Genomic DNA, 22,109 nt, shown 5'->3' with positions numbered 1-22,109 from the left:
GCGTGGCCGGCCTCGGGCGGCGCGGGCCCTCCCGACCCCCGTGCCCGGGGTCGGGGCGGCCGGAACGCCGCGGTGGTCGGCGGGCGGGCGGCCTGGGAACGGCCGGGGGCGCCCGTCGGGCGGCTCAGGCCTTGCCGAACACCTGGCGCTGGCGGCCGAGACCGTCGATCTCGATCTCGACGATGTCGCCCGCGGTCAGGAACGGCGTCCCCGGGTGGCCCAGGGTGACGCCGGCCGGAGTGCCCGTGACGATCACGTCGCCCGGCTCCAGCACCATGAACTGGCTCGCGTAGCGGACCAGTTCGAGCACCGGGAAGATCATCTTCGCGGTGTTGCCGTCCTGCCGCAGCTCGCCGTTGACCCAGAGCCGCAGCGGCAGCTGCTGCGGGTCGGCGACCTCGTCCGCGGTGACCAGCCAGGGCCCCAGCGGCGTGAAGGTCTCCGCCGACTTGCCCTTGTCCCACTGACCGCCGCGCTCGAACTGGAAGGCCCGCTCGGTCACGTCGTTGGCGATCGCGTAACCGGCGATCACCGCCGCCGCCTCCTCGTGACCGCCCAGGTAGCGGGCGGTCCGGCCGATCACGACGGCCAGCTCGGCCTCGTAGTCGGTCTTCTCGCCGCCGCGCGGCACCAGCACCTCGTCGTACGGGCCGACCACCGTGTAGCTCGGCTTGAGGAAGATCACCGGCTCGTCCGGTGCCACGGCCCCGGCCTCGGCGGCGTGGTCGCGGTAGTTGAGCCCGATGCCGACCACCTTGCCCGGGCGGGCGACCGGCGCGCCCACCCGCAGGCCGGCGAGGTCCACCCGGGGCAGCAGCCCCGCGGCCACGTCGCGCGCCAGCGCGGCGGCGTCCAGCCCGGCCAGGAAGGCCCCGTCGATGTCCCGGGCGCGCCCGGAGAGGTCGTACCCGGTGCCGTCCTGGCCCAGCACGACCGGGCGCTCGGCGCCCGGGGGTCCGACACGGAGGAGCTTCATCGATCCGTCACCAGCCTTTCGTCGCAGCTCACCGGGGGCGGCAGACACCGCACCCGAGTCTGGCAACGAGGTATATCAACGCCGGCTGCCGTGGAACCAGACCGTCCCGGTGGGCGGATTCCTATCAATTCGCACAGCCCCCGGACGCCCCGAATCGGCGAGCCGTACGGTTGACAGCCCCCGGCCGGGGCGGCGGCCCGCCCCCCTCAGCCGTGCTGCGGACCGCCTCCGAGCAGGCCGGCCAGACTCAGCGCCCGCGGCTCGCCCGGACCGGACCGGGTGACCACCCGGTGCCAGCGGTCGAGGTCGCGCAGCACGTCGGCCCGCGCGCCGGGCTCGGCGGCCAGCGCCGTGACCAGCTCCCGCAGCAGGGCGACGGCGGCGCCCGGACTGCCGTCCTCGGCCAGCCAGAGGGCCAGGTCGTGGCAGGTGCGCAGGGTGCGCGGGTCACCCGGACCGCAGATCCGGGCGAGGTCGGGGACAAGCGCGGTCAGCATCCCGACGGCCTCCCCGGGGGCGCCCTGCGCGCCGCACTGCCAGGCCCGGTCCGCCCGGCGGCGCAGCTGCTCCGGGCTCGGGTCGTCCGGGCGCAGCACCCCGGGGCGGATCCGGCGCAGCCGCTCCAGCACCTCGGCGGCGGTGGCGGGCCGGTCCTCCGGGCGCTTGGCGAGCAGCCGGGCGATCAGGTCGGCCAGCGCCGGGTCGGCGGTGCGCACCCGGGGCGGGACCTCCTCCAGGTGCTTGTACATGTACTCGGCGGCCGAGGCGGCGCGGAACGGCCGGCGCCCGACGCAGAGCTGGTAGAGCATGACGCCGAGTGCGTAGAGGTCGGCCCGGCCGTCCACGGTGGCGCCGGACCAGCACTCGGGCGCCAGGTAGGGGACGGTGCCGACGACGTTCCCGGTGGAGGTGAGCACGGCGGACTGGGAGAGCAGCCGGGCGATGCCGAAGTCCAGCACCTTGGCCTTGCCGCCCTCGTCGATCATCACGTTCTCGGGCTTGATGTCGCGGTGCACGACCCCGCAGCTGTGCGCGGCGTCCAGCGCCTTGCAGACCTGGCGCATCCACTTGAGCGCGGCCTCCTGCTCGGGCAGGCCGTCCTTGAGGATGTCGGACAGGGCCCGGCCGCGGACCAGCTCCAGGACCAGGTAGTGGGTCTCCCCGGATCCGGCCGCGACCCGGCCGTAGTCGTGCACGGTGACGATGTGCGGGTTGGAGAGGCCGCCGGCCGTCCGTGCCTCGCGGACGAACCGGCTCACCGCCTCCCGGTCGGTGGCGTGCTCCTCCAGCAGCACCTTGACCGCGACCGCGCGGTCGAGCCGCAGATCGGTCGCCCGCCAGACCACGCCGAACCCGCCCCGGCCCAGCCCCGCCTCCAGCCGGTAGCGGCTGTCGAGCACCTCCCCCTCGCGCATGGCCTCCCCCAACTCCAGCTCCTCCGGACGGCGTTCGCCGTCGGCGGGGTCACCTTAGCGGCGGGGGGAGGCCGGCGGGTGAACGGGTTCGGGGCATCAGGGCTTGGGCTTGGGCAGGCCGGGCGGGTTGACCTCGGAGGTCGGCACGGCCTCGTTGTCCAGGCCCCAGCGCTTGAGCACCTGGGCGTACGTCCCGTTCCCGATCACCTCGTTGAGCGCCCCGCTCAACGCCTTGACCAGCCCGTTGTCCTTCCGGGTGGTCGCCGCGATCTTGCCGAGCACGTCGGCGCCGCCGCCCGAGTAGGTGCCGACCACCTCCGTCTCGCCGGTCTGCACGGCGTGGAACGACAGGCTGGGGTTGGGGCCGACGTAGGCGTCGATCCGGCCGGAGGAGAGCGCCAGGTAGAACTCGGTGCCCTGGAAGTACTTGATGTCGATCGGCTTGAGGCCGTTGCGGACGTTCTCCTCGCTCCAGGAGATCAGCAGCTTCTCCTGGTTGGTGCCGGAGGCGACGCCCACCGACCGGCCGGCCAGGTCCTTGGCGCCGGCGACCTTGAGGCCGCTGCCCTTCCGGGCCTCGAAGCCGAGCACGTCCAGCCGGTAGGTCGCGAAGTCGTACTTCTCCTTGCGGGCCTCGGTGACGGTGATGTTGGAGATGCCGACGTCGTACTTGCCGCTGTCCAGGCCGACGAAGATGTTCTCCCAGGAGACCGGGTTGAACTCGACCTTGAGGCCGAGCACGTCGCCGATCAGCGAGGCGACGTCGGGCTCGACGCCGATGATCGTCCGGTCGTCGTTCGCGTAGAAGTCCAGCGGCGGCGTGGTGCCGATGGCGTCCACGACGGTCAGTGTGCCCCGCTTCCTGATCTCCTCCGGAACGAGCGCCGCGACGGCGTCGACCTTGGGCGTGGTCACCCGCTTCTGGTCGGCCGTCAGGTTGACCACGGCGCCGTTCGGCGCGGTGCTGCCCTTGGCCGGGGCGAGCTCCGCCGAGGCCCCGGTGGCACCGCTGCCGCAGGCGGCGAGGGCGAGGGCGGCGGTGACGGCGCCGGCGGTCACCAGGGCGCGACGGGGTAGGGACATGGCGGAACTCCTGCTCGTGAAGGGGTCGTTCGGCGGTTCGCGGGGTGGTTCGAGGGAGCGGCGGTCCGGGAGGTCCGCCGCCCGGGGGATTCAGAGGACCTTGGCGAGGAAGGCCCTGGTGCGCTCGTGCCGGGGGTGGTCCAGGACCTCGGCCGGCGGGCCCTGCTCGACCACCACACCGCCGTCCATGAAGACCACGGTGTCGGCGACCTCGCGGGCGAAGCCGATCTCGTGGGTGACCACGATCATGGTGGTGCCGGTGCGGGCGAGGTCCTTGATGACGTCCAGCACCTCGCCGACCAGCTCCGGGTCCAGCGCCGAGGTGGGCTCGTCGAACAGCAGCACCTTCGGCTCCAGCGCCAGCGCCCGGGCGATCGCCACCCGCTGCTGCTGGCCGCCGGACAGCTGCCGGGGGTAGGCGGCGGCCTTGTCGGCCAGCCCGACCCGCTCCAGCAGCGCCAGCGCCGACGCCCTGGCCTCGGCCCGGGGCCGGCGCAGCGCGGCGATCGGCGCCTCGACCAGGTTCTCCAGCACGGTGAGGTGCGGGAACAGGTTGAAGTTCTGGAACACGAAGCCGATGCCGGTGCGCTGGCGCAGCACCTCGCGCTCCCTGAGCTCGTGCAGCCGGTCGCCGACCCGGCGGTAGCCGATCAGCTCGCCGTCGATGGAGACGTGGCCGCCGTCCAGCCGTTCCAGGTGGTTGATCGCGCGCAGCAGGGTGGACTTGCCGGAGCCGGACGGACCGAGCACCACCGTCACCGAGCCGGCCGGGACGTCCAGGTCGACCCCGCGCAGCACCTCCAGCTGCCCGAAGCTCTTGCGCAGGCCGCGGACCCGCACCACCGGTGCGGCCGCCGGGTCGGGCCCGGCGGGCCGCGCGGCCGGGTCGGTCTTGGCGAGCGTGGTCACGGGCGTCCTCCGGTGGTGCGGGTGTCGGGCGTGCGGGCGGGCGCCGGGCGGGCCGGCAGGCTCCGGACGAAGGCCCGGGCGCGCTGGAGCGGGGTGGGCGGCCGGCTGCGCTGCGAGCCGCGGGAGAAGTAGCGCTCGACGTAGTACTGGCCGATCGACAGCACGGTGGTCAGCAGCACGTACCAGACGGTGGCGACCATCAGCAGCGGCACCACCCGGCCGGTCCGGCCGTAGACCACCTGCGCCTGGTAGAAGAGCTCGCCGATGGCCATCACGTAGACCACCGAGGTGCCCTTGAGCAGCGAGATCACCTCGTTGGCGGCGGCCGGCAGGATCCCGCGCATGGCCTGCGGCAGCACGATCCGCCAGGCCTGCCGCCAGCGCGGGATGCCCAGCGCGGCGGCGGCCTCCCGCTGCCCGGCATCCACCGCGACGACGCCGCCGCGGATGATCTCGGCGGCGAAGGCGGCCTGGTGCAGGCCGAGGCCGAGGACGGCCGCGCCGAGCGCGCTCAGCACCCCGACCGTCTCGAAGTCGCCGAAGGTCGGGCCGAACGGGATGCCGAACCCGAACCGCTTGTACAGGTACGACAGGTTGAACCAGAACACCAGCTGGACGATCAGCGGGATCGAGCGGAACACCCAGACGTACGCCCAGGCGATCGACTGCAGGATCGGGCTGCGGGACAGCCGCATCGCGGCCACCACGGCACCCAGCAGGAAGCCCAGCACCGTCCCGTAGAAGGTCAGTTGGAGGGTGCGGCCGACCGCCTGGACGATCGTGTCGGCGGTGAAGTAGATCCGGAAGGTGGCCCAGTCCCAGCCGGGGTTGGTGGCCAGGCCGTGGGCGAACTGGGCGAGCACGACCAGGGCGGCGATCCCCAGCGCCCAGCGCCAGGGGTGCCGGGCGGGGACGGTCCGCAGGCCGGCCAGTTCGTCCAGGTCGGGGGCCGGGGCCGGGGCTCCGGCTGTCGCGTCGGCGACGGCTTTTCCCGGGGCTGCCGGGGCTGCCGGGGCTGCCGGGTCGGCATCGGGTCTGCCGCGGTGCGGGGGCGCGGGCGGCTCGGTGGTGACGGTCATCGGGGGCTCCTTCGACCGGCCCGGGGAGCGGGTCCGGCGGGCCGGCGGGTCACGGGTGTTCGGGCGGACTGATCAGGGACTCCTTGACGGCGGAGTCGGCGACCCCCCACTTGCGGAGGATCCGCTCGTACGTCCCGTCCTTGATCAGCTGGTTGACCGCCGCCTGGAAGGCCGGGGTGAGCTTCGAGCCCTTCCTGAACGCGAAGCCGACGTCCAGCCGGTGGAACTCGCCGAGGAAGCGCGTCCCGGAGGCCTCCTGCGCGGCCTGGTAGCGCAGGCCGTTGATGGTCGACATCAGCACGTCCACCCGGCCCTGCTGGAGGCTGGTGAGCACGGCGCCGCTGTCGCTGAACGCCTTCACCTCGTACGGCTTCCTCCCGGCCGCGGCGCAGACGTCCTTCCTGGCGTTCAGCGTGGTCTCGAAGGTGGTGCCGGCGCCGGTGCCGACGGTCAGCCCGCAGAGCTGGACCAGGTCGGTGACCGGCTCGGTCCGGGTGTCGTCCCTGCGGACCGCGAAGCCCTGGCCGTCGTCGATGTAGGTGACGAAGTCGATGGTCCTCAACCGGGCCGTGGTGACGCCGAAGTTGCCGGTGCCCACGTCGAACTTGCCGCTGTCCAGGGCGGGCAGGATGGTCTCGAAGGCGGCCTCCTCGCGCTGCACGGTCAGTCCGAGCACCCTGGCCACCGCGTCGGTGAAGTCCACGTCGATCCCGGCCGGCTTCTTCGTCGCCTGGTCGGCGTAGAAGGCGGTGGGCGGCGCGCCGAAGGAGGCCCCGAACGTCAGGGTGCCCGCCGCGCGCACCTCCTCGGGCAGCAGCGCGGCGGCGGCGTCCGACTTCGGCACGCCGGAGACGACGTCCTGGGCGGCGGCCGTGACGGCTCCGCCCGCGCCCGCCGGGCCCGTGGTGCCCGGGTCCGAGCCGCACGCGGCCAGCGCCAGGACGGGCAGCAGGGCGGCGGCGGCCGACAGGCGGCGGGCGGTGGTGGTTCTCACGGGGGGCCTTTCAGGTGGTGGTCAGCACCGGCAGGTGCTGCTCGGACGGCACCGGCAGGTGCTTCTCGAAGGGGAGCGGGCCGATGGTCAGCGGATCGGCGGCGAGGTCGAACAGCGGGGTGTAGCCGGCGGCCAGGTAGAGGCCCCTGGCCTCGGGCTGGCGCGGGCCGGTGGTCAGGTGGATCCGGGCGTAACCGGCGGCGGCGGCCGTGCGCTCCAGCTCGGCCAGCACCCGGCGGGCCAGGCCGCGGCGGCGGTGCGCGGAGTGCGTCCACATCCGCTTCAGCTCCGCGGTGCGCTCGTCGTACCACTTGTACGCACCGCCGGCGACCGGCTCGCCGTCCTCCAGCAGGAGGATCAGCACGCCGTGCGGCTCGGCGAAGGCGTCCCGCGGGTAGCGGGTCATCTCCTGGTGCGCCTCGGGGCCGTAGCGGCTGACGTACTCGTGGGTGAGTTCGCGCAGCAGCGGCTCGACCAGCGGGTCGTCGACGTCGACCCGGCGGAACTCCGGCACCGGGGCGGGGTCGCTCACGCCTGGACCGCGATCAGCTGGTGGCGGTCGCGCTCGGCCCGTTCGGCGGCCTCCGCGGCGGCCTTGGCGGCGTCCCGCCGGGCGACCTCCGCGCGGACGAGCGGGATGACGTGGCGGCCGAAGTCGATCGCGTCGTCGAGCAGGTGGTAGCCGCGGGCGGACAGGATGTCGACGCCGAGGTCGTAGTAGTCGAGCAGGGCCTCGGCGACCGTCTCCGGGGTGCCGACGAGGGCGTTGGAGTTGCCGGCCCCGCCGGTGGCCGCGGCGGTCGGGGTCCACAGCGCCCGGTCGTAGCGCTCACCGGCCTCGGCGATCTCGATCAGCCGCCGCGAGCCGGTGTTCTCGGGGGCCGCGGCCGGGGCGTCGCCGAGCGGGCGGCCGCGCCGCCGGGCCTCCCCGGTGGCCCGGCGGGCCTTGATCGCGTCCACCGTCCGGTGCGCCTTCTCCCAGGCCAGCTCCTCGGTCGGTGCGATGATCGGCCGGAACGCCACCTGGATCCGCGGCACGTCGGTGCGCCCGGCGGCCCGGGCCGCCTCCTTCACCCGCTCGATCTGCTCGGCGGTGCGGGCCAGCGGCTCGCCCCAGAGGCAGTAGACGTCCGCCTCGGCGCCGCCGGCCGCGTAGGCGGCGTCCGAGGAGCCGCCGAAGGAGACCCCGGGGCGCGGCTGCTGGACGGGGAAGACGTCCGACACGAAGTCGTGGAAGCGGTAGTGGGTGCCCTCGTGGTCGAAGGGCTCCCGGCTGGTCCACGCCTTCTTCACGATGCCGATGTACTCGCGGGTGCGCTCGTAGCGCTCGTCCTTGGACAGGAAGTCGCCCTCCCGCCGCTGCTCGTGGTCGTTGCCGCCGGTGATGAAGTGCACGGTCAGCCGGCCGTCGCTGATCTGGTCCAGGGTGGCGAAGGTCTTGGCGGCGAAGGTCGGGTAGGAGACGTTCGGCCGGTGCGCGAGCAGGATCTGCAGCCGGTCGAGGTGCGCGGCGAGGTAGGCGGCCGCGGCCGCGGGCTCCGGGGAGCCGGCCCCGTAGGCGAAGAGCACGCGGTCCCAGCCGTGGTCCTCGTGGGCGCGGGCCAGCCGCAGGGTGTAGTCGCGGTCGAAGGCGGCGGTGGTGCGGGCGGTGGTCTCCGAACCGTCGCCGGTGGCGGCGATGCCGAGGAACTCGACGGGCATGGCGGAACCTTTCGGGGTGGGTGGAACGCCCGGACCGCAGATGGGCGGGCGGGCGGACGGGCAGGCAGACGGGCGGGCGGACGGCCGGACGGCCGGACGGCCGGACGGCCGGGCAGACCGGAGCCGGCCCGGGCGCGGGGCGGCACGGGCGGCCGGGAGCACGGGTACGTGACGGTGGTGCGGGGAGGGGACTGCCGGAGCGCAGGGCGGGGTCAACGGCGGCGGCCGGCACCCGGGGCGCCGCCGGTCAGGGGCGGCGGTCCGGGCCCGCGACGGGGCGGACCGAGGGATGGTCCCCCGAAGGGATCAGGGCCGGGGACGTGCGGCCCGCTGCCGGGTCAGCCGTGACACGCCGCGGACCACACCCGACCGAAGTCGATGTGGTCGCGGGTGACCAGGGGCTGCTCGGCGTACATGGCCTCAAGTTGAGCAGTCGGCCGATCGGTCCGTCAACCATCCATCATTGCCGCTCTGTTGCGATCTCCTGTCGCCCTGCGACCGGTCCCGGCGGGCGGCCCGGCGGGCCCGTCCCACCCTTGACAGCCGTCGATCGCGCATGCGTACGATCACCGCGGAGTGCAGTGCACAGCGCCGGCCGTGTTGAGGGACGCGGGCCGGTGCGACGGCCGTACGTGACCACACCCGTACCTCCCCGCCCGCCCGCACTCCCGCCAGGAGCCTCCGCCATGGCCACCCCGCCGGACGTCCTGCCCGCCCCCGACCGCACGGCCCCCGGCCGCCCCGCCACGCCACCGGACCCCGACCCCGGCCCCGACCCCGGGGCGCGGATCGTCGCCCGCCGCCGCCCCGGCCAGTGGCTCGCCGCCGGCGTCGCCCTGCTGCTGGCCGCCATGGCCGTCAACTCGATCGCCCGCAACGAGGCCTTCCAGTGGGGCGTGGTCGCCGACTGGTTCACCGCACGGTCGGTGCTCGACGGCCTCACCCTGACCCTGTGGCTCACCGCCGTCACGCTCGCCCTCGGCTTCGTGCTCGGCACCGGCCTCGCGACCATGCGGCTGTCCGCCAACCCCGTCCTGCGCGCCCTCGGCTGGGGCTACGTCTGGGTCTTCCGCGCCACCCCGCCCCTGGTCCAGCTGCTGTTCTTCTTCAACATCGGCGCGCTGTACCCGACGCTCGGCCTCGGCATCCCCTTCGGCCCCGAGTTCGTCACTGTGCGGACGGTCAACCTGATCGGCCCCACGCTGACCGCCGTCATCGGCCTCACCCTGCTGGAGGGCGCGTACGCCGCCGAGGTGATCCGCGGCGGCATCCTCTCCGTCGACCGCGGCCAGCTGGAGGCGGCGGCCGCGCTCGGGCTCGGCCGGTGGCGGGTGCTGCGCCGGATCGTCGTCCCGCAGGCGATGCGCTCCATCGTGCCGACCGCCGGGAACATGCTGATCAGCGCGCTCAAGGGGACGAGCATCGTCAGCGTGCTGGCCGTCTCGGACCTGCTCTACTCGGTGCAGCTGGTCTACCTCCAGTCGTACCGGGTCATCCCGATGCTGGTGGTCGCCACCCTCTGGTACCTGGTGATCACCACGCTGCTGTCCGTCGGCCAGTACTACGTCGAGCGGCACTACGCCAGGGGCGCCAGCCGGGAGGCCCTGCCGCCCACCCCGCTGCAGCGGGCCCGGGCCGCCCTGCGCCGGCTGCGCGAGGTGGCGGCATGACGGCGCTGGTGATCGTCGGAGCCGGCCCGCGCGGGACCGGCCTGCTGGAGCGGATCGCCGCCAACGCCGCCGAACTCCTGCCCCGGGAGCGACCCCTGCACGTCCACCTGGTCGACCCGCACCCGCCCGGTGCGGGCCGGATCTGGCGCAGCGAGCAGTCCCCGCTGCTGCGGATGAACTCGATGGCCGAGGACGTCACCATGTTCACCGACGAGCGCTCGACCATCGACGGCCCGGTCCGCCCCGGCCCCTCGCTCGCCGAATGGGCGCCCCGGCAGGAGGAGTTCGCACCGTACCGGGAGGTCGCCGACCCCGCCGTACGGGACGAACTGGCCACCCTCGCGCCCACCGACTTCCCCACCCGGCGGGCCCAGAGCGCCTACCTGGACTGGGTGTTCCGCCGCGCGGTCGCCGACCTCCCGCCGCACGTCACGGTCACCGTCCACCGGGACACCGTCCAGGGCGTCGACGGCCCGGCGGACGGCCCGCAGACCGTCCGGCTCAGCGACCGCACGCTCACCGCCGACCACGTCGCCCTCACCCTCGGCCACCTCGACTCCGCCCCGCACCCGCGGTACGCCGCCGACGCCGCCTTCGCCGCCCGGCACGGCCGCTTCCACCTCCCGCCCGCCTACTCGGCCGACGCGGAGGCCCGGCTGGCGGGCGTCGCCCCGGGCGAGCACGTCGTGCTGCGCGGCCTCGGCCTCGCCTCCGTCGACCTGGTGGCCCTGCTCACCGAGGGGCGCGGCGGCCGCTTCGAGCCCGCGGGCGGCGGGCTGCGCTACCGCCCGTCCGGCCGCGAGCCGGTGCTCCACCTCGGCTCCCGGCGCGGCGTGCCCTACCACTCCAAGACCGGCTACCGGCTCCGGGGGCCGCGCGCCCCGCTCCCCCGGTACTTCGACGCGGCCGCCGTGGACGCCGTCCTCGCCACCGACGGCCCGCTCGAACTCCGGCGCGACTTCTGGCCGTCGATGGCCAAGGAGATCGCCTTCGGGCACTACCACGAGCTGTTCCACGCCCACCCCGAGCGCACCGCGCTGCCCTGGCCGGTCTTCCTGGAACGCCTCGACCGGCTCGACTGGTACTCCCCCGGCCTCGCCGCGCTGGTCGCCGAGGCCGTCCCCGACCCGGCCGACCGGATCGACTTCGAACGGCTCGACCACCCGCTGGCCGGTCTCGAACTCGGCTCCGCCGAGGAGCTCCAGCAGCACCTGCGCGACTACGTCACCGCCGACGCCGACCGCCGCGCCGATCCCGCGCACAGCGCCGACCTCGGCGCCTTCCTCGCCCTGCTCTCGCTGTTCGGCCAGCTCCCCCGGATCCTCGCGACCGGCCGGCTCACCGCCCGCTCGGTCGCCGAGGAGGTGGACGAGTGGTTCTTCGGCTACTTCAGCCACCTCGCCTCCGGCCCGCCCGGCTTCCGGCTGCGCCAGCTGCTCGCCCTCTCCGAGGCCGGGGTGGTCCGCTTCCTCGGTGCGGGCGTGCGGGTCGTGCGGGACGAACCGACCGGCACCTGGCGGGCCTCCGGCGCCACCGTGCCCGGCCACACCGTCACGGCCACCGCGCTGATCGAGGCCTACCTGCCCAAGCACCAGCTGTCCCGCACCCTCGACCCGGTGCTGCGCGGGCTGCACCGCGCCGGCCGGATCGTGGAGGAGGTGGTCGCGGACGAGGAGTTCACCCACCGCTCGGGGCTCGTCACCATCGCCCCCGGCGACAGCGGACTGCTCGATCCGGCCCTGGGCGGCGCCCCGCACCCGCGGCGCACCGCGCTCGGCCCGCACACCAGCCTGCGGGCCGCCGCCGCCTTCGCCCGCCCGCGCACCGACTCCCCGGGGTTCCGGCAGAACGACGCCGCCGCCCGTGCGCTGCTGCGGGCGCTGGCCGCCCTGCCGGCGGCGGCGCTGGCGGCCTAGGTGTGTTGTCCGACCGAGCTCCGGCGGGGGCTCCGGGCGCCGCGGGGTCAGGGCCCGAAGATCTCCTCCACCAGGTCCTCGTCGGAGACGTGGTCCGGAGCTTCGAAGACCAGGTCGGCGACGCCCTTCAGGCCGGTCCCGCGGTCCAGCGCGTCCATGCACGCGCGGGCCTGCCGGTCGTCGGCGAAGTCCCACAGCCGCAGCCGCCGCACCAGCACCAGCGCCTCCATCGGGCTGATCCGCGGCGTCCGGCCCCGGCGCGGGCCGGACCCCGGATGCCGCCCCGCCTGCGCGAGCCGCTGCTGGTAGCCGGCCAGGTCCTGCCAGGCCTGCAGGGTGCTGGGGTGGCGCTCGCCGAGCGCCTGGACGAGCTCCGGCAGCAGCCCGTGCAGCTGGAGGACGGCGCCCTGCAGGTCGCCCCGGTTGGCCCGGTGGAGCGCGAGGTCGTGCCGGGCCTTCAGGACCCGGGTGTCCTGCGGCCCCCAGGAGACGTGCAGGTCGGGCAGCAGCTCGGAGAGCAGCCGGATCGCGGTCACCGTCGCGCCGCTCTCGCCGACGCACCACGCCAGGTGGTAGCGGGCGCCGAGGGTGTCCGGGTCGGCCGGGCCGAGCGCGGAGCGCATGTCCTCCACCAGGGTCGACAGCAGCCGGATCGCGCCGTCCAGGTCGCCCGCCCGGCTGAGGTACCAGGTGAAGTCCCGCCAGGTGCAGAGGGTGTCGCGGTCGGCGGCGCCGAGGACGGCGACGCACTCCTGGGCGACCGCCTGGAGCTGGATCACCGACTCGCCGGCGGTCGCCGCCCGGAAGGCCGCCGAGCGCCGCTCGCGCAGGGCGGCCCGGACGGCGTCGGGCACGACCGCGGCGACCATCGGCGGCGTGGTGAGCGGGGACAGCACCGGCGCCCCCGGCGCGGGCGGGGCCGGGACGACGGGCGGTGCATCGACGGGCGGCGCGGTGACGGGCGGTGCATCGACGGGCGGTGCATCGACGGCAGGTGCCACGACGGCGGGCGGCGCGGCGGGCGGCACGGGCGGGGCGGTCGCCGGCACGGGCGGGGGTGCGACGGGCGGCGCACTCGGCGCTCCGGCCGGCGGAGCACTCGGCGGCGCACTCGGCGGCACGCTAGGCGGCGCCGGGAGCTCGGCCGGGGCCGGCCGGTCCGGCACCGTGGGCACCACCGCCGGCCCGGCCGCCGCGCCGACGGGGCGCCCGGCCAGTTCGCGGAGCCGGCGCTCGACGGTCCGCGCGTCGGCCGGCCGGTCGGCCGGGTCCTTGGCCAGCAGCTCGGCGACCAGCCCGGCGACCTCCTCCGGCAGCCCGAACCGGACCGGGTCCAGCGCCGGCGGCGGCTCGTTGAGGTGCTGGTACATCAGCACCGGCGTCGAGTCCCCGCCGAACGGCCGTGCCCCGGTGAAGAGTTCGACCAGGACGCAGCCGAGGGCGTACAGGTCCGTCCGGCCGTCCACCCGCTGTCCGGTCCAGCGTTCGGGCGCCATGTAGGCGGGGCTGCCGACGATCGTCCCGGTGGTGGTCAGACCGCCCGCGCCGGTGTCCAGCTGGGCGATGCCGAAGTCCAGCACCTTGAGGTGCCCGGCGTCGGTGATCATGATGTTGTCGGGTTTGACGTCCCGGTGCACCATGCCCGCGTCGTGCGCCACCGCCAGCGCCTCGCAGAGCTGCCGCGCCCAGCGCAGGCTCTCCTCCGGGGCGGGCAGGCCGGCCCGCAGCACCTCGGTCAGGGTGCGGCCGGTCAGCAGTTCCATCACCAGGAAGGTCATCTGCTGGTCGCCGAGCGCGCTCTCGCCGAGGTCGTGCACCGTGACGATGTGCGGGTGCGAGAGGTTCCCGGCCGCACAGGCCTCCCGGACGAACCGCAGCGCCGCCTTCGCCCGGTCGCCGCCGTGGTGCCCGATGACCTTGACCGCCACCGGCCGCCGCATCCGGTTGTCGAGCGCCCGCCACACCACCCCGAAGCCGCCCTGGCCGAGCTTCTCCACCAGCTCGTACCGGCCGTCGAGGACATCACCGACTCGCACGCGCCCCTCCCCCACCCTCCTGGACCCCCCGACTCTACCGACGCCGGCGGCCGCCCCTCCCCCCGGCTTCGACCAGGTGTAAGGATGGGCACCGGGCCCCCGCGACGGCGCGGCGGCCACGGCGGCACGGCCGTCGGACGAGCAGAGCCGAGGAGAAGCGGTCATGGCCAAGCAGGCCCCGCAGAGCGACCCGGCGCAGGACGCACCCGAAGTGTCCGCGCCCCAGCACGCCGCGGCCGGGTTGCCCGCGGTCGGCCACAGCCTGCGGATGGCGGCCGAGCAGATGGGCCCGCGCCGGACCCTGGCCACGCTGCGCAAGGTGAACCAGCCCGACGGCTTCGACTGCCCGGGCTGCGCCTGGCCGGAGCCCGGGAAGACGCACACCGCGGAGTTCTGCGAGAACGGTGCCAAGGCCGTCGCCGAGGAGGCCACCGAGCGCCGGATCCGGGCCGAGTTCTTCGCCGCCCACCCGGTCGCCGAGCTCGCCGGGCGCTCCGGCTACTGGCTGGGCCAGCAGGGCCGGCTCACCCAGCCGATGCTGCTCGACGAGGGCGCCACCCACTACACGCCGGTCTCCTGGGACGACGCCTTCGCGCTGATCGCCGAGGAGCTGCGTGCCCTGGACACCCCGGACGGCGCCGCCTTCTACACCTCGGGCCGGACGAGCAACGAGGCCGCGTTCGCCTACCAGCTGTTCGCCCGCCGGCTCGGCACCAACAACCTGCCGGACTGCTCCAACATGTGCCACGAGTCCTCCGGCTCGGCGCTCTCCGAGACCCTCGGCGTCGGCAAGGGCAGCGTCAGCCTCAAGGACCTCTACCAGGCCGACCTCATCATCGTGGCCGGCCAGAACCCGGGGACGAACCACCCCCGGATGCTGTCCGCGCTGGAGCGCGCCAAGCGGGCCGGCGCCACGATCGTGAGCGTCAACCCGCTGCCGGAGGCGGGCCTGGAGCGGTTCAAGAACCCGCAGAACGCCCGCGGCCTGGTCGGCCACGGCACCAAGCTGACCGACCTGTTCCTGCAGATCCGCCTCGGCGGGGACCTCGCGCTGTTCCGCGCGCTGAACCGGATCATCGTGGAGCAGGACGGCGTGGACCGCGACTTCGTCGCCGAGCACTGCCACGGCTACGAGGACTTCGAGGCGCAGGTCCGGGCGACGGAGCGCGCCGAGGTGCTCGCCGCGACGGGCCTGCCGTGGGAGCAGATCGAGGAGCTGGGCCGGCTGGTGCTGGCCTCGGAGAAGGTCATCGTCTGCTGGGCGATGGGCCTCACCCAGCACAAGCACGCCGTGCCCACCATCCGCGAGGTGGTCAACTTCCTGCTGCTGCGCGGCAACGTCGGCCGCCCGGGCGCAGGCGTCTGCCCGGTGCGCGGGCACAGCAACGTCCAGGGCGACCGGACGATGGGCATCTTCGAGCGGCCCTCGAAGGCCTTCCTCGACGCGCTGGAGAACGAGTTCCGCTTCGAGCCGCCGCGCGAGCACGGCCTGGACTCGGTGGACACCATCCGCGCGATGCGCGACGGCAAGGTCAAGGTGTTCTTCGCGATGGGCGGCAACTTCGTCGCGGCGACCCCGGACACCGAGGTCACCGAGGCCGCGATGCGCCGCTGCCGGCTCACCGTGCACGTGTCCACCAAGCTCAACCGCTCGCACGTGGTGACCGGCGCCCGCGCGCTGATCCTGCCCACGCTGGGCCGCACCGACCGGGACGTCACCAGCGCCGGCGCCCAGTTCGTCAGCGTCGAGGACTCGATGGGCCAGGTGCACTCCTCGCGCGGCGGCCTGCGCCCGCCCGCGCCGGGCCTGCTCTCCGAGACGGCGATCGTCTGCCGGCTGGCCCGCGCCGTGCTGGGCCCGCAGGACAGCCTGCCGTGGGAGGACTTCGCGACGGACTACGACACGCTGCGGGCCCGGATCGCCCGGGTGGTGCCGGGCTTCGAGGACTTCAACGAGAAGGTGCGCCGCCCCGGCGGCTTCACCCTCCCGCACGGCCCGCGCGACTCCCGGAGCTTCCCCACCGCCACCGGCAAGGCCAACTTCACCGTCAACCCGCTCACCGCCCCCGAGGTCCCGCAGGGCCGGCTGCTGCTCCAGACGCTGCGCTCGCACGACCAGTACAACACCACGATCTACGGCCTGGACGACCGCTACCGCGGCATCAAGGGCGGCCGCCGGGTGGTCCTGGTGAACCCGGCCGACGCCGCCGAACTGGGGCTGACCGAGGGCGCGTTCGTGGACCTGGTGAGCGAGTGGAAGGACGGCGTCGAGCGCCGCGCCCCGCACTTCCGGGTCGTCCACTACCCCGTCGCGCGCGGCGGTGCGGCGGCCTACTACCCGGAGACCAACGTGCTCGTCCCGCTGGACTCCACGGCCGACATCAGCAACACCCCGACGTCCAAGGCCGTGGTCGTCCGCTTCGAGCCCGACAGCGGGGAGTAGCGGCGCAGGCCCCGGAACGGAACGGGACGGCCGCCCGGCGCAGCGTGCGCCGGGCGGCCGTCCCGTTCCTCGAAGCGTCCCGTTCCCCGGACCGTCCCGCCGGTGGACCACCGTGCTCAGTGGACCACCGAGCTCAGTGGACCACCGTGCTCAGTGGCCGCCGAGCGGGAGCGTCGCGCTGGCGCTGCCCGGGGCCGGGGCGCTGGCCGAACCGCTGGTGGTGGCGGTGCCGGTGGAGCTCGGGGCGCCGGTCCCGGTGCCGGTCGGCGTCCCGGTGGGCGTCGGCGTGCCCGTGCCGGTGGGCGTCGGGGTGCCGGTCGGCGTCGTGGTCGGCGTGCCGGTCGGGCTCTGGGTGGGCGTGGTGGTCGGCGTTCCGGTGGGCGTCTGGGTGGGCGTGGTGGTCCCGGCGCCGCTCGGCGTGCCCGGGTCGGTGGGCGTCCCCGTGCCCGACGGCGTGCCGGTGCCGGTGGGCGTGCCCGGGCCGGTGGACGGCGTGCCCGGGGTGGCGCCGGGCGGGGTGGCGGGCGTGCCGGGGGCCGGGGTCACCGGGGCCTGGTTGGCCGGGCTGGGCGCGATCGGGGTGACGGCGTCCCAGCCGGCGGGCAGGGCGGGCACCTTCCAGGCGCCGCCGGCCTCGTCCGCCGCGCCGGACGGGTCGGGCCGGACGGCCCCGAGGATCGGCATCGAGCCGATCGGCGACACCTTGATGACGGCGCCCGGCCGGGGCGCCTGGACGACCAGGCCGCCGCCGATGTACATCGCCACGTGGGTGGCGCCCTCGAAGTAGATGATCAGGTCGCCGGGGCGCAGCTGGTTCAGCGGGATGTGCGGGAGCTGGGCCCACTGCTCCTGGCTGGTGCGCGGGATCGGGCGGCCGGCGTGCAGCCAGGCCTGCGAGGTGAGGCCCGAGCAGTCGTAGGCCTCCGGGCCCGTCCCGCCCCACAGGTAGGGCTTGTTCAGCTGGGCGAGGGCGAAGGCGACGGCGGCGCGTCCCTCCAGCGAGGGGGTGCGCTCGCCCTGGCCGAGGGCGCCGGAGGCGAGGAAGGCGAGCTGGGCCTCGTCGGCCTTCTCCTTCTCCAGCTTCTCCAGTTCGGTGCGCTGGGCGCCGGTGAGCGAGGAGACCAGCTGCTCGACCGAGGCGAGGTCGGCGGCGACCTTGGCCTTGGCGGCGTCCTGCTCGGAGACGAGCGTCTGGGAGGTCTTGAGGGCCTCCTCGGTCTGCTGCTTCAGGCCGGTGAGGGCCTCGCGGTCGCTCTTCAGCCGGTCGAGGAACTCGGACTGGGAGCGGCTGGCGGCGGCGAGCAGCTCGGCGATGGTGACGGCCTCGTACGGGTCCTTGGACAGCAGCAGTTCGGCGTAGGCGGAGCTGGCGCCGTTGCGGTACTGGGCGGCGGCGAGCTGGGAGGCGATGTCGGTGCCGGCGTCGACCTGCTTCTGCTGGCGGTCGAGGCGGCCCTGGAGGTCGGTGAGCGCGGCCTGCTGTTCGGCGACCTTGGCCACGGCGCCGTTGTACTGCTCGGTGGCGGCCTCGGCACTCTGGTAGAGCCCGTGCAGCTTGTCGAGCAGCGGGCCGAGGGTGGCCTTGGCGGCGGCCAGCGGGTCCTCGCCGGGGCTGGCCGCGATGACCGGCGCGCCCGGGTCGGGGGCGGCGTACGCGGCCTGCGCGGCGAACGGGAGCGCGAGCGCGGCCGCGGCCAGGGCCGCTCCGCAGCGCAGTGCCGCCCGCACCCAGGGCCGTACGCCCGCCGACTCCGTGCGCTGTGCAGCCCCGCCCATGGGTTCGTCCTCCCCGCCCCGCCCGTGCCCCGGGTTCCCCGGATCCCGCCGATCCTCCCACGGGTTACTCGCCGGAAACAGGGCGCACCCGGACTGGGAGGTTAATTCTCGATTGATGTGTGAGACAGGTCTCAGCAAACCGGAGCGAACCGGGGCGTTCTTCGCCGATGCCCAGCTCAGCACGGCCCGGGACACCCCCACGAAAGCTGTTGGACACCGTGGGGCCACCATCGGAACCACGATTCCCGGTCCAGTTCACCTTCCGTTTACCAAGCCGACCTACGGTCGCGACGACACCAACGTCCGTGCGACAACTACGACGATTGTTTGGGTATGGAACACATCTCGTTCCTGGTGGCCGTTGTGATCATCACGGCGCTCGCCTTCGACTTCACCAACGGGTTCCACGACACCGCCAACGCGATGGCCACCTCCATCGCGACGGGAGCCCTCCGGCCGAAGGTCGCGGTCACCATCGCGGCCGTCCTCAACTTCGCGGGCGCGTTCCTGTCCGTGAAGGTCGCCACCACCATCTCCGGCGGCATCGTCAACGAGAAGACGGGCGTCCACCCCGAGATCATCTTCGCCGCACTGGCGGGCGCGATCCTGTGGAACCTGCTGACCTGGCTGCGCGGCCTGCCGTCCAGCTCCTCGCACGCGCTGTACGGCGGTCTGATCGGCGCCACCGTCGTCGGGGTCGGCATGAACGGCGTCAACTTCGACACCGTCGTGTCGAAGATCCTCATCCCGGCGATCGCCTCGCCGCTGGTCGCCGGCCTCGCCTCCTGGGGCGCCACCAAGCTGGCCTACGCGATCACCCGCAAGGGCGACTCCGGGATCGCCACCAAGGGCTTCAAGACCGGCCAGATCTTCTCGTCCTCGCTGATCTCGCTGGCGCACGGCACCAACGACGCCCAGAAGACGATGGGCATCATCACCCTGACCCTGGTCTCGGTCGGCGCCCTGCCCAAGGGCGCGCTGCCCCCCACCTGGGTGATCGTCTCGGCCGGTGCCGCGATCGCGCTCGGCACCTACATGGGCGGGTGGCGGATCATCCGCTCGATGGGCAAGGGCCTGGCGGACATCCAGGCGCCGCAGGGCTTCGCCTCCGAGTCGGCCGCCGCGACCGTCATCCTGACCTCCTCGCACATGGGCTTCGGCCTCTCCACCACCCAGGTCTGCTCCGGCGGCATCATGGGCGCCGGCCTCGGCGGCCCGAAGGCCCAGCTGCGCTGGAGCATGGTGCGCCGCATGGTCTACACCTGGGCGCTGACCCTGCCGGCCGCCGCGCTGGTCTCCGGCGGCGCCGCGCTGCTGGCGCGCCAGGGCACCTGGGGCGTCGTCCTGGTCGGCGCCGTGCTGGTGGCCGGTTCGGGCGCCATGTGGCTGATCTCCCGCCGCCAGCCCGTCGGCGCGGACAACGTCAACGACGCCGCCCCGGTGGAGGTCCCGCAGGCCGTCCCCACCGCCAACGCCCCCACCCCCGCCTCGACCACGGTCGCGGCCTGAGCGCCGCAGGCTGAGGAGCACACGCCATGCACATCAAGTGGAACGCCCTGGCCCAGACCGCCGGTGCCAGCTTCGGGATCACCGTCGCCGTGGTCGCGGTCTTCGCGCTCGGCATCCTGGCCCTGTCCCGTCGCGAGGCCACCCTGGCCGCCCGCGAGGGCGAGGCCTCCGGCGGCCCGGGCGGCGGCCGGCTCGCCCTGGTCGGCGCCTACGCCTGCTTCGGCCTCTGCGCCGCGGCCGTCGTCTACGGGCTGACGCTGATCGCCGGGAAGTGACCGGCGGGACCCGACCGACCGCGTGACCGGCGGGACGTGACCGCCGGGAGAGCCCGAACGGGCCGGGGAGTGCATCGACACTCCCCGGCCCGTTCGCGTGCGTGGGCGCCGCCGGTCAGCCCTGTCGGGTCTTCAGCGCGGTCTCCCGGATGAACAGGACGGTGACGAAGGCCAGCAGCGAGAAGGGCGCGGCCACCAGGAAGACGTCGCCGACGCCGTGCCCGAAGGCGTCCGTCACCAGCGGGACGACCGGGGCCGGCAGCCGGTGCAGGTCCGGGATGCCCCCGCCGCCGGCCGCGGGCCCGGCCGGGACGTGCGCGGCGGCGAGGTTCTCCGCCAGGTAGTGCGTCACCTTGTTGTTCATCAGCGCGCCGAGCGCGGAGACGCCCATCGCGCCGCCCATGGTGCGGAAGAAGGTGACCACCGAGCTGGCCGCGCCGAGCTCGTGGCGGGGCACGGTGTTCTGCACCGCGAGCACCAGGTTCTGCATGGTCAGGCCGAGGCCGACGCCGGTGATCGCCATGTAGACGGAGAGCAGCCCGTAGCTCGTGTCGACCCGGGCGGTGCCGAGCAGGCCGAAGCCGACGGCGAGCAGGAAGGTGCCGGAGACCAGGTAGGCCTTCCACTTGCCGTACTTGGTGATCAGCCGGCCGGCGACGGTGGAGGAGAGCGCCAGGCCGAGGATCATCGGCAGGGTCATCAGGCCGGCCATGGTCGGGGACTTGGCGCGGGCCAGCTGGAAGTACTGGCTGAGGAAGGTGGTCGCGCCGTACATCCCGACGCCGACCAGCACGCTGGCGAGCGCGGCGAGGGTGACGGTGCGGTAGCGGAAGAGGTCCGGCGGGATGATCGGCTCGGCGGCGCGGCGCTCGATCACCACGGCGAGCGCGCCCAGCAGCAGGCCGCCGCCGACCATCGCGGCGGTCTGCCAGGACACCCAGTCGTAGTTCTTGCCGGCCAGCGTGATCCAGATCATCAGCAGGCTGACCGCGGCGGTGATGACCAGCGCGCCGAGGTAGTCGATCCTGACCTTGCGCCGGACCACCGGCAGCTTGAGGGTCCGCTGGACCACCAGGATCGCGGCGATCGCGAACGGGATGCCGACGTAGAAGCACCAGCGCCAGCCCAGCCAGGAGGTGTCCACGATGACGCCGCCGATGAGCGGGCCGCCGATGGTGGCCAGCGCGAAGACCGCGCCGAAGTAGCCGCTGTAGCGGCCGCGCTCGCGCGGCGGGACCATCGCGGCCAGGCAGATCTGCGCCAGCGCGGTGACACCGCCGGCGCCGATGCCCTGGAGGGCGCGGCAGGCGATCAGCTGGCCGGTGTTCTGGGAGAGGCCGGCCAGCGCCGAGGAGGCGATGTAGATCACCAGGGCGATCTGCAGCAGCAGCTTCTTGCTGGCGAGGTCGGACAGCTTGCCCCAGATCGGGGTGGAGGCGGTGAGGGTGAGCAGCGTCGCGGTGATCACCCAGGTGTACGCGGACTGGCCGCCGTGCAGGTCGGTGAGGATGTGGGGCAGGGCGTTGGAGACGACGGTCGACGAGAGCACGGCCACGAAGAGGCCGAGCAGCAGGCCGGACAGCGCCTCCATCACCTGCCGGTGGGTCATCGGTCGGTCGTCGACGGCGGCGGCGCCGGTCGCGGCCTCGGTGGTCATGGTCATCCGGATCCTTAAATATCGTTGCCTTAAGCAACCATAGGACTAATGGTTGACTAAGGCAACTTTCTTCAAGGACAAGTAAAGCCCGGCCGGAACCCGCCTCCTGCGGGCCCACCGGGCTCACCACCGCTCCGGCCGCGGCCGGGTCACTCCACCGTGGGCTCGTCGAGCACGTCGTTGAAGCGGTGCAGCAGTTCCGCGAAACGGTCGACGTCCTCCCGGGACCAGTCGCCCAGCAGCTCGCTCACCCGCCGCATCCGGACGTCCCGGGCGGCCAGGTAGCGCCGGCGCCCGTCCGCGGTCAGCGAGACCAGCGCGGCCCGCCGGTCCAGCGGGTCCGCCTCCCGGGACACCAGACCCAGCTCCTCCAGCGCCCGGATCTGCCGGCTCACCGTCGCCTTGCCCACCGTGAAGTGGGCGCCGACGTCCGTCACCCGCACCCGCCCGGCCTGCTCGATGTAGCCGAGCATGCTGTACGCCGCACCCTCCAGCTCGGGGTGCACCCGGCGTGAGAGCTCCGCCACTCTGGCCCGGCCCCGCCGGAACATCAGCGCGACCTCGCGTTCCACCGCCAGCAGGGCGTCCTCGTCACTCACGGCGCCAGTATCCCGCAGCCGCACCGGCCGGAATGCGGCGCGTGGGGTACGACAACCCAACTACTTCATGG

The 22,109-nt window shown here is 74.2% G+C and carries 17 protein-coding genes; 5 read left to right on the top strand and 12 right to left on the bottom strand.

Features of this window, described 5'->3' with window-relative positions; translation table 11 throughout:
- Positions 1-124: 124 nt before the first annotated feature.
- The 8 genes from AB0N04_RS06850 to AB0N04_RS06815 all read right to left on the bottom strand — a co-directional run bounded on the left by AB0N04_RS06850 (position 125) and on the right by AB0N04_RS06815 (position 8,157).
- Positions 125-976 carry a fumarylacetoacetate hydrolase family protein gene (locus tag AB0N04_RS06850; RefSeq protein WP_360204539.1) on the bottom strand — a complete coding sequence of 284 codons (852 nt, stop codon included), beginning with the start codon at positions 974-976 and terminating at the stop codon, positions 125-127.
- A 206-nt stretch (positions 977-1,182) separates the two neighbouring features.
- Positions 1,183-2,403, bottom strand: coding sequence for a serine/threonine-protein kinase (locus tag AB0N04_RS06845; protein ID WP_360204536.1), 1,221 nt, complete (start codon positions 2,401-2,403; stop codon positions 1,183-1,185).
- 84 nt (positions 2,404-2,487) lie between these two features.
- The gene (locus tag AB0N04_RS06840) at positions 2,488-3,474 is read right to left on the bottom strand and encodes an ABC transporter substrate-binding protein (RefSeq protein WP_360204533.1); all 987 of its coding nucleotides are present in this window, start codon (positions 3,472-3,474) and stop codon (positions 2,488-2,490) included.
- Positions 3,475-3,564: 90 nt separating this feature from the next.
- Positions 3,565-4,317, bottom strand: a complete 753-nt coding sequence (locus tag AB0N04_RS06835) for an amino acid ABC transporter ATP-binding protein (RefSeq protein ID WP_360204858.1) — start codon at positions 4,315-4,317, stop codon at positions 3,565-3,567.
- Positions 4,318-4,379: 62 nt separating this feature from the next.
- Positions 4,380-5,462, bottom strand: coding sequence for an amino acid ABC transporter permease (locus tag AB0N04_RS06830; RefSeq protein ID WP_360204530.1), 1,083 nt, complete (start codon positions 5,460-5,462; stop codon positions 4,380-4,382).
- A gap of 49 nt (positions 5,463-5,511) precedes the next feature.
- Entirely contained in the window at positions 5,512-6,456 is a 945-nt protein-coding gene (locus AB0N04_RS06825) for an ABC transporter substrate-binding protein (RefSeq protein ID WP_360204527.1), read from the bottom strand.
- 10 nt (positions 6,457-6,466) lie between these two features.
- Positions 6,467-6,988: a GNAT family N-acetyltransferase gene (locus tag AB0N04_RS06820; RefSeq protein ID WP_360204524.1), complete on the bottom strand. Its 522-nt coding sequence runs from the start codon at positions 6,986-6,988 to the stop codon at positions 6,467-6,469.
- On the bottom strand, positions 6,985-8,157 hold the full coding sequence (locus tag AB0N04_RS06815) for an LLM class flavin-dependent oxidoreductase (protein ID WP_360204521.1): 1,173 nt from the start codon (positions 8,155-8,157) through the stop codon (positions 6,985-6,987). Before AB0N04_RS06815 ends, AB0N04_RS06820 begins: the two co-directional genes overlap by 4 nt.
- Positions 8,158-8,843: 686 nt before the next feature.
- Here AB0N04_RS06815 and AB0N04_RS06810 point away from each other — a divergent pair.
- Together AB0N04_RS06810 and AB0N04_RS06805 are read left to right on the top strand one after the other, a co-directional pair.
- Positions 8,844-9,827: an amino acid ABC transporter permease gene (locus AB0N04_RS06810; RefSeq protein ID WP_360204518.1), complete on the top strand. Its 984-nt coding sequence runs from the start codon at positions 8,844-8,846 to the stop codon at positions 9,825-9,827.
- Positions 9,824-11,743 carry an FAD/NAD(P)-binding protein gene (locus tag AB0N04_RS06805; RefSeq protein ID WP_360204515.1) on the top strand — a complete coding sequence of 640 codons (1,920 nt, stop codon included), beginning with the start codon at positions 9,824-9,826 and terminating at the stop codon, positions 11,741-11,743. The genes AB0N04_RS06810 and AB0N04_RS06805 overlap by 4 nt, the downstream gene beginning before the upstream one ends.
- A gap of 47 nt (positions 11,744-11,790) precedes the next feature.
- Here the strand turns inward: AB0N04_RS06805 and AB0N04_RS06800 are convergent, their stop codons facing one another.
- The gene (locus AB0N04_RS06800; RefSeq protein ID WP_360204512.1) at positions 11,791-13,779 is read right to left on the bottom strand and encodes a serine/threonine-protein kinase; all 1,989 of its coding nucleotides are present in this window, start codon (positions 13,777-13,779) and stop codon (positions 11,791-11,793) included.
- Positions 13,780-13,942: 163 nt separating this feature from the next.
- On the opposite strand from AB0N04_RS06800, the gene AB0N04_RS06795 reads away from it, so the two are divergent.
- Entirely contained in the window at positions 13,943-16,222 is a 2,280-nt protein-coding gene (locus AB0N04_RS06795; protein ID WP_360204509.1) for an FdhF/YdeP family oxidoreductase, read from the top strand.
- A 150-nt stretch (positions 16,223-16,372) separates the two neighbouring features.
- On the opposite strand, the gene AB0N04_RS06790 is transcribed toward AB0N04_RS06795, so the two are convergent.
- Positions 16,373-17,998 carry an NlpC/P60 family protein gene (locus AB0N04_RS06790; protein WP_360204507.1) on the bottom strand — a complete coding sequence of 542 codons (1,626 nt, stop codon included), beginning with the start codon at positions 17,996-17,998 and terminating at the stop codon, positions 16,373-16,375.
- 333 nt (positions 17,999-18,331) lie between these two features.
- On the opposite strand from AB0N04_RS06790, the gene AB0N04_RS06785 reads away from it, so the two are divergent.
- Positions 18,332-19,507 (top strand): inorganic phosphate transporter, encoded by a 1,176-nt coding sequence (locus AB0N04_RS06785; RefSeq protein WP_360204504.1) that lies wholly within the window; start codon positions 18,332-18,334, stop codon positions 19,505-19,507.
- A gap of 26 nt (positions 19,508-19,533) precedes the next feature.
- Positions 19,534-19,782 carry a hypothetical protein gene (locus AB0N04_RS06780; RefSeq protein ID WP_360204502.1) on the top strand — a complete coding sequence of 83 codons (249 nt, stop codon included), beginning with the start codon at positions 19,534-19,536 and terminating at the stop codon, positions 19,780-19,782.
- Between the two features lie 115 nt (positions 19,783-19,897).
- Here the strand turns inward: AB0N04_RS06780 and AB0N04_RS06775 are convergent, their stop codons facing one another.
- Positions 19,898-21,445: an MDR family MFS transporter gene (locus AB0N04_RS06775; RefSeq protein ID WP_360204500.1), complete on the bottom strand. Its 1,548-nt coding sequence runs from the start codon at positions 21,443-21,445 to the stop codon at positions 19,898-19,900.
- Positions 21,446-21,588: 143 nt separating this feature from the next.
- Positions 21,589-22,038, bottom strand: coding sequence for a MarR family transcriptional regulator (locus AB0N04_RS06770; protein ID WP_360204498.1), 450 nt, complete (start codon positions 22,036-22,038; stop codon positions 21,589-21,591).
- Positions 22,039-22,109: the final 71 nt, after the last annotated feature.

The organism is Kitasatospora sp. NPDC051702, from assembly GCF_040681575.1.
Taxonomy (GTDB): Bacteria; Actinomycetota; Actinomycetes; order Streptomycetales; family Streptomycetaceae; genus Kitasatospora.
The sequence above is the reverse complement of the archived record's forward strand: the minus strand, read 5'-3'. Positions and strand labels throughout refer to the sequence as shown.

Bases quoted from the DNA above. Each gene is read 5' to 3' on its own strand.
- AB0N04_RS06840 (WP_360204533.1), bottom strand. From the start codon at position 3,474: ATGTCCCTACCCCGTCGCGCCCTGGTGACCGCCGGCGCCGTCACCGCC.
- AB0N04_RS06805 (WP_360204515.1), top strand. From the start codon at position 9,824: ATGACGGCGCTGGTGATCGTCGGAGCCGGCCCGCGCGGGACCGGCCTG.
- AB0N04_RS06850 (WP_360204539.1), bottom strand. From the start codon at position 976: ATGAAGCTCCTCCGTGTCGGACCCCCGGGCGCCGAGCGCCCGGTCGTG.
- AB0N04_RS06795 (WP_360204509.1), top strand. From the start codon at position 13,943: ATGGCCAAGCAGGCCCCGCAGAGCGACCCGGCGCAGGACGCACCCGAA.
- AB0N04_RS06810 (WP_360204518.1), top strand. From the start codon at position 8,844: ATGGCCACCCCGCCGGACGTCCTGCCCGCCCCCGACCGCACGGCCCCC.
- AB0N04_RS06790 (WP_360204507.1), bottom strand. From the start codon at position 17,998: ATGGGCGGGGCTGCACAGCGCACGGAGTCGGCGGGCGTACGGCCCTGG.
- AB0N04_RS06815 (WP_360204521.1), bottom strand. From the start codon at position 8,157: ATGCCCGTCGAGTTCCTCGGCATCGCCGCCACCGGCGACGGTTCGGAG.
- AB0N04_RS06785 (WP_360204504.1), top strand. From the start codon at position 18,332: ATGGAACACATCTCGTTCCTGGTGGCCGTTGTGATCATCACGGCGCTC.
- AB0N04_RS06830 (WP_360204530.1), bottom strand. From the start codon at position 5,462: ATGACCGTCACCACCGAGCCGCCCGCGCCCCCGCACCGCGGCAGACCC.
- AB0N04_RS06775 (WP_360204500.1), bottom strand. From the start codon at position 21,445: ATGACCATGACCACCGAGGCCGCGACCGGCGCCGCCGCCGTCGACGAC.
- AB0N04_RS06780 (WP_360204502.1), top strand. From the start codon at position 19,534: ATGCACATCAAGTGGAACGCCCTGGCCCAGACCGCCGGTGCCAGCTTC.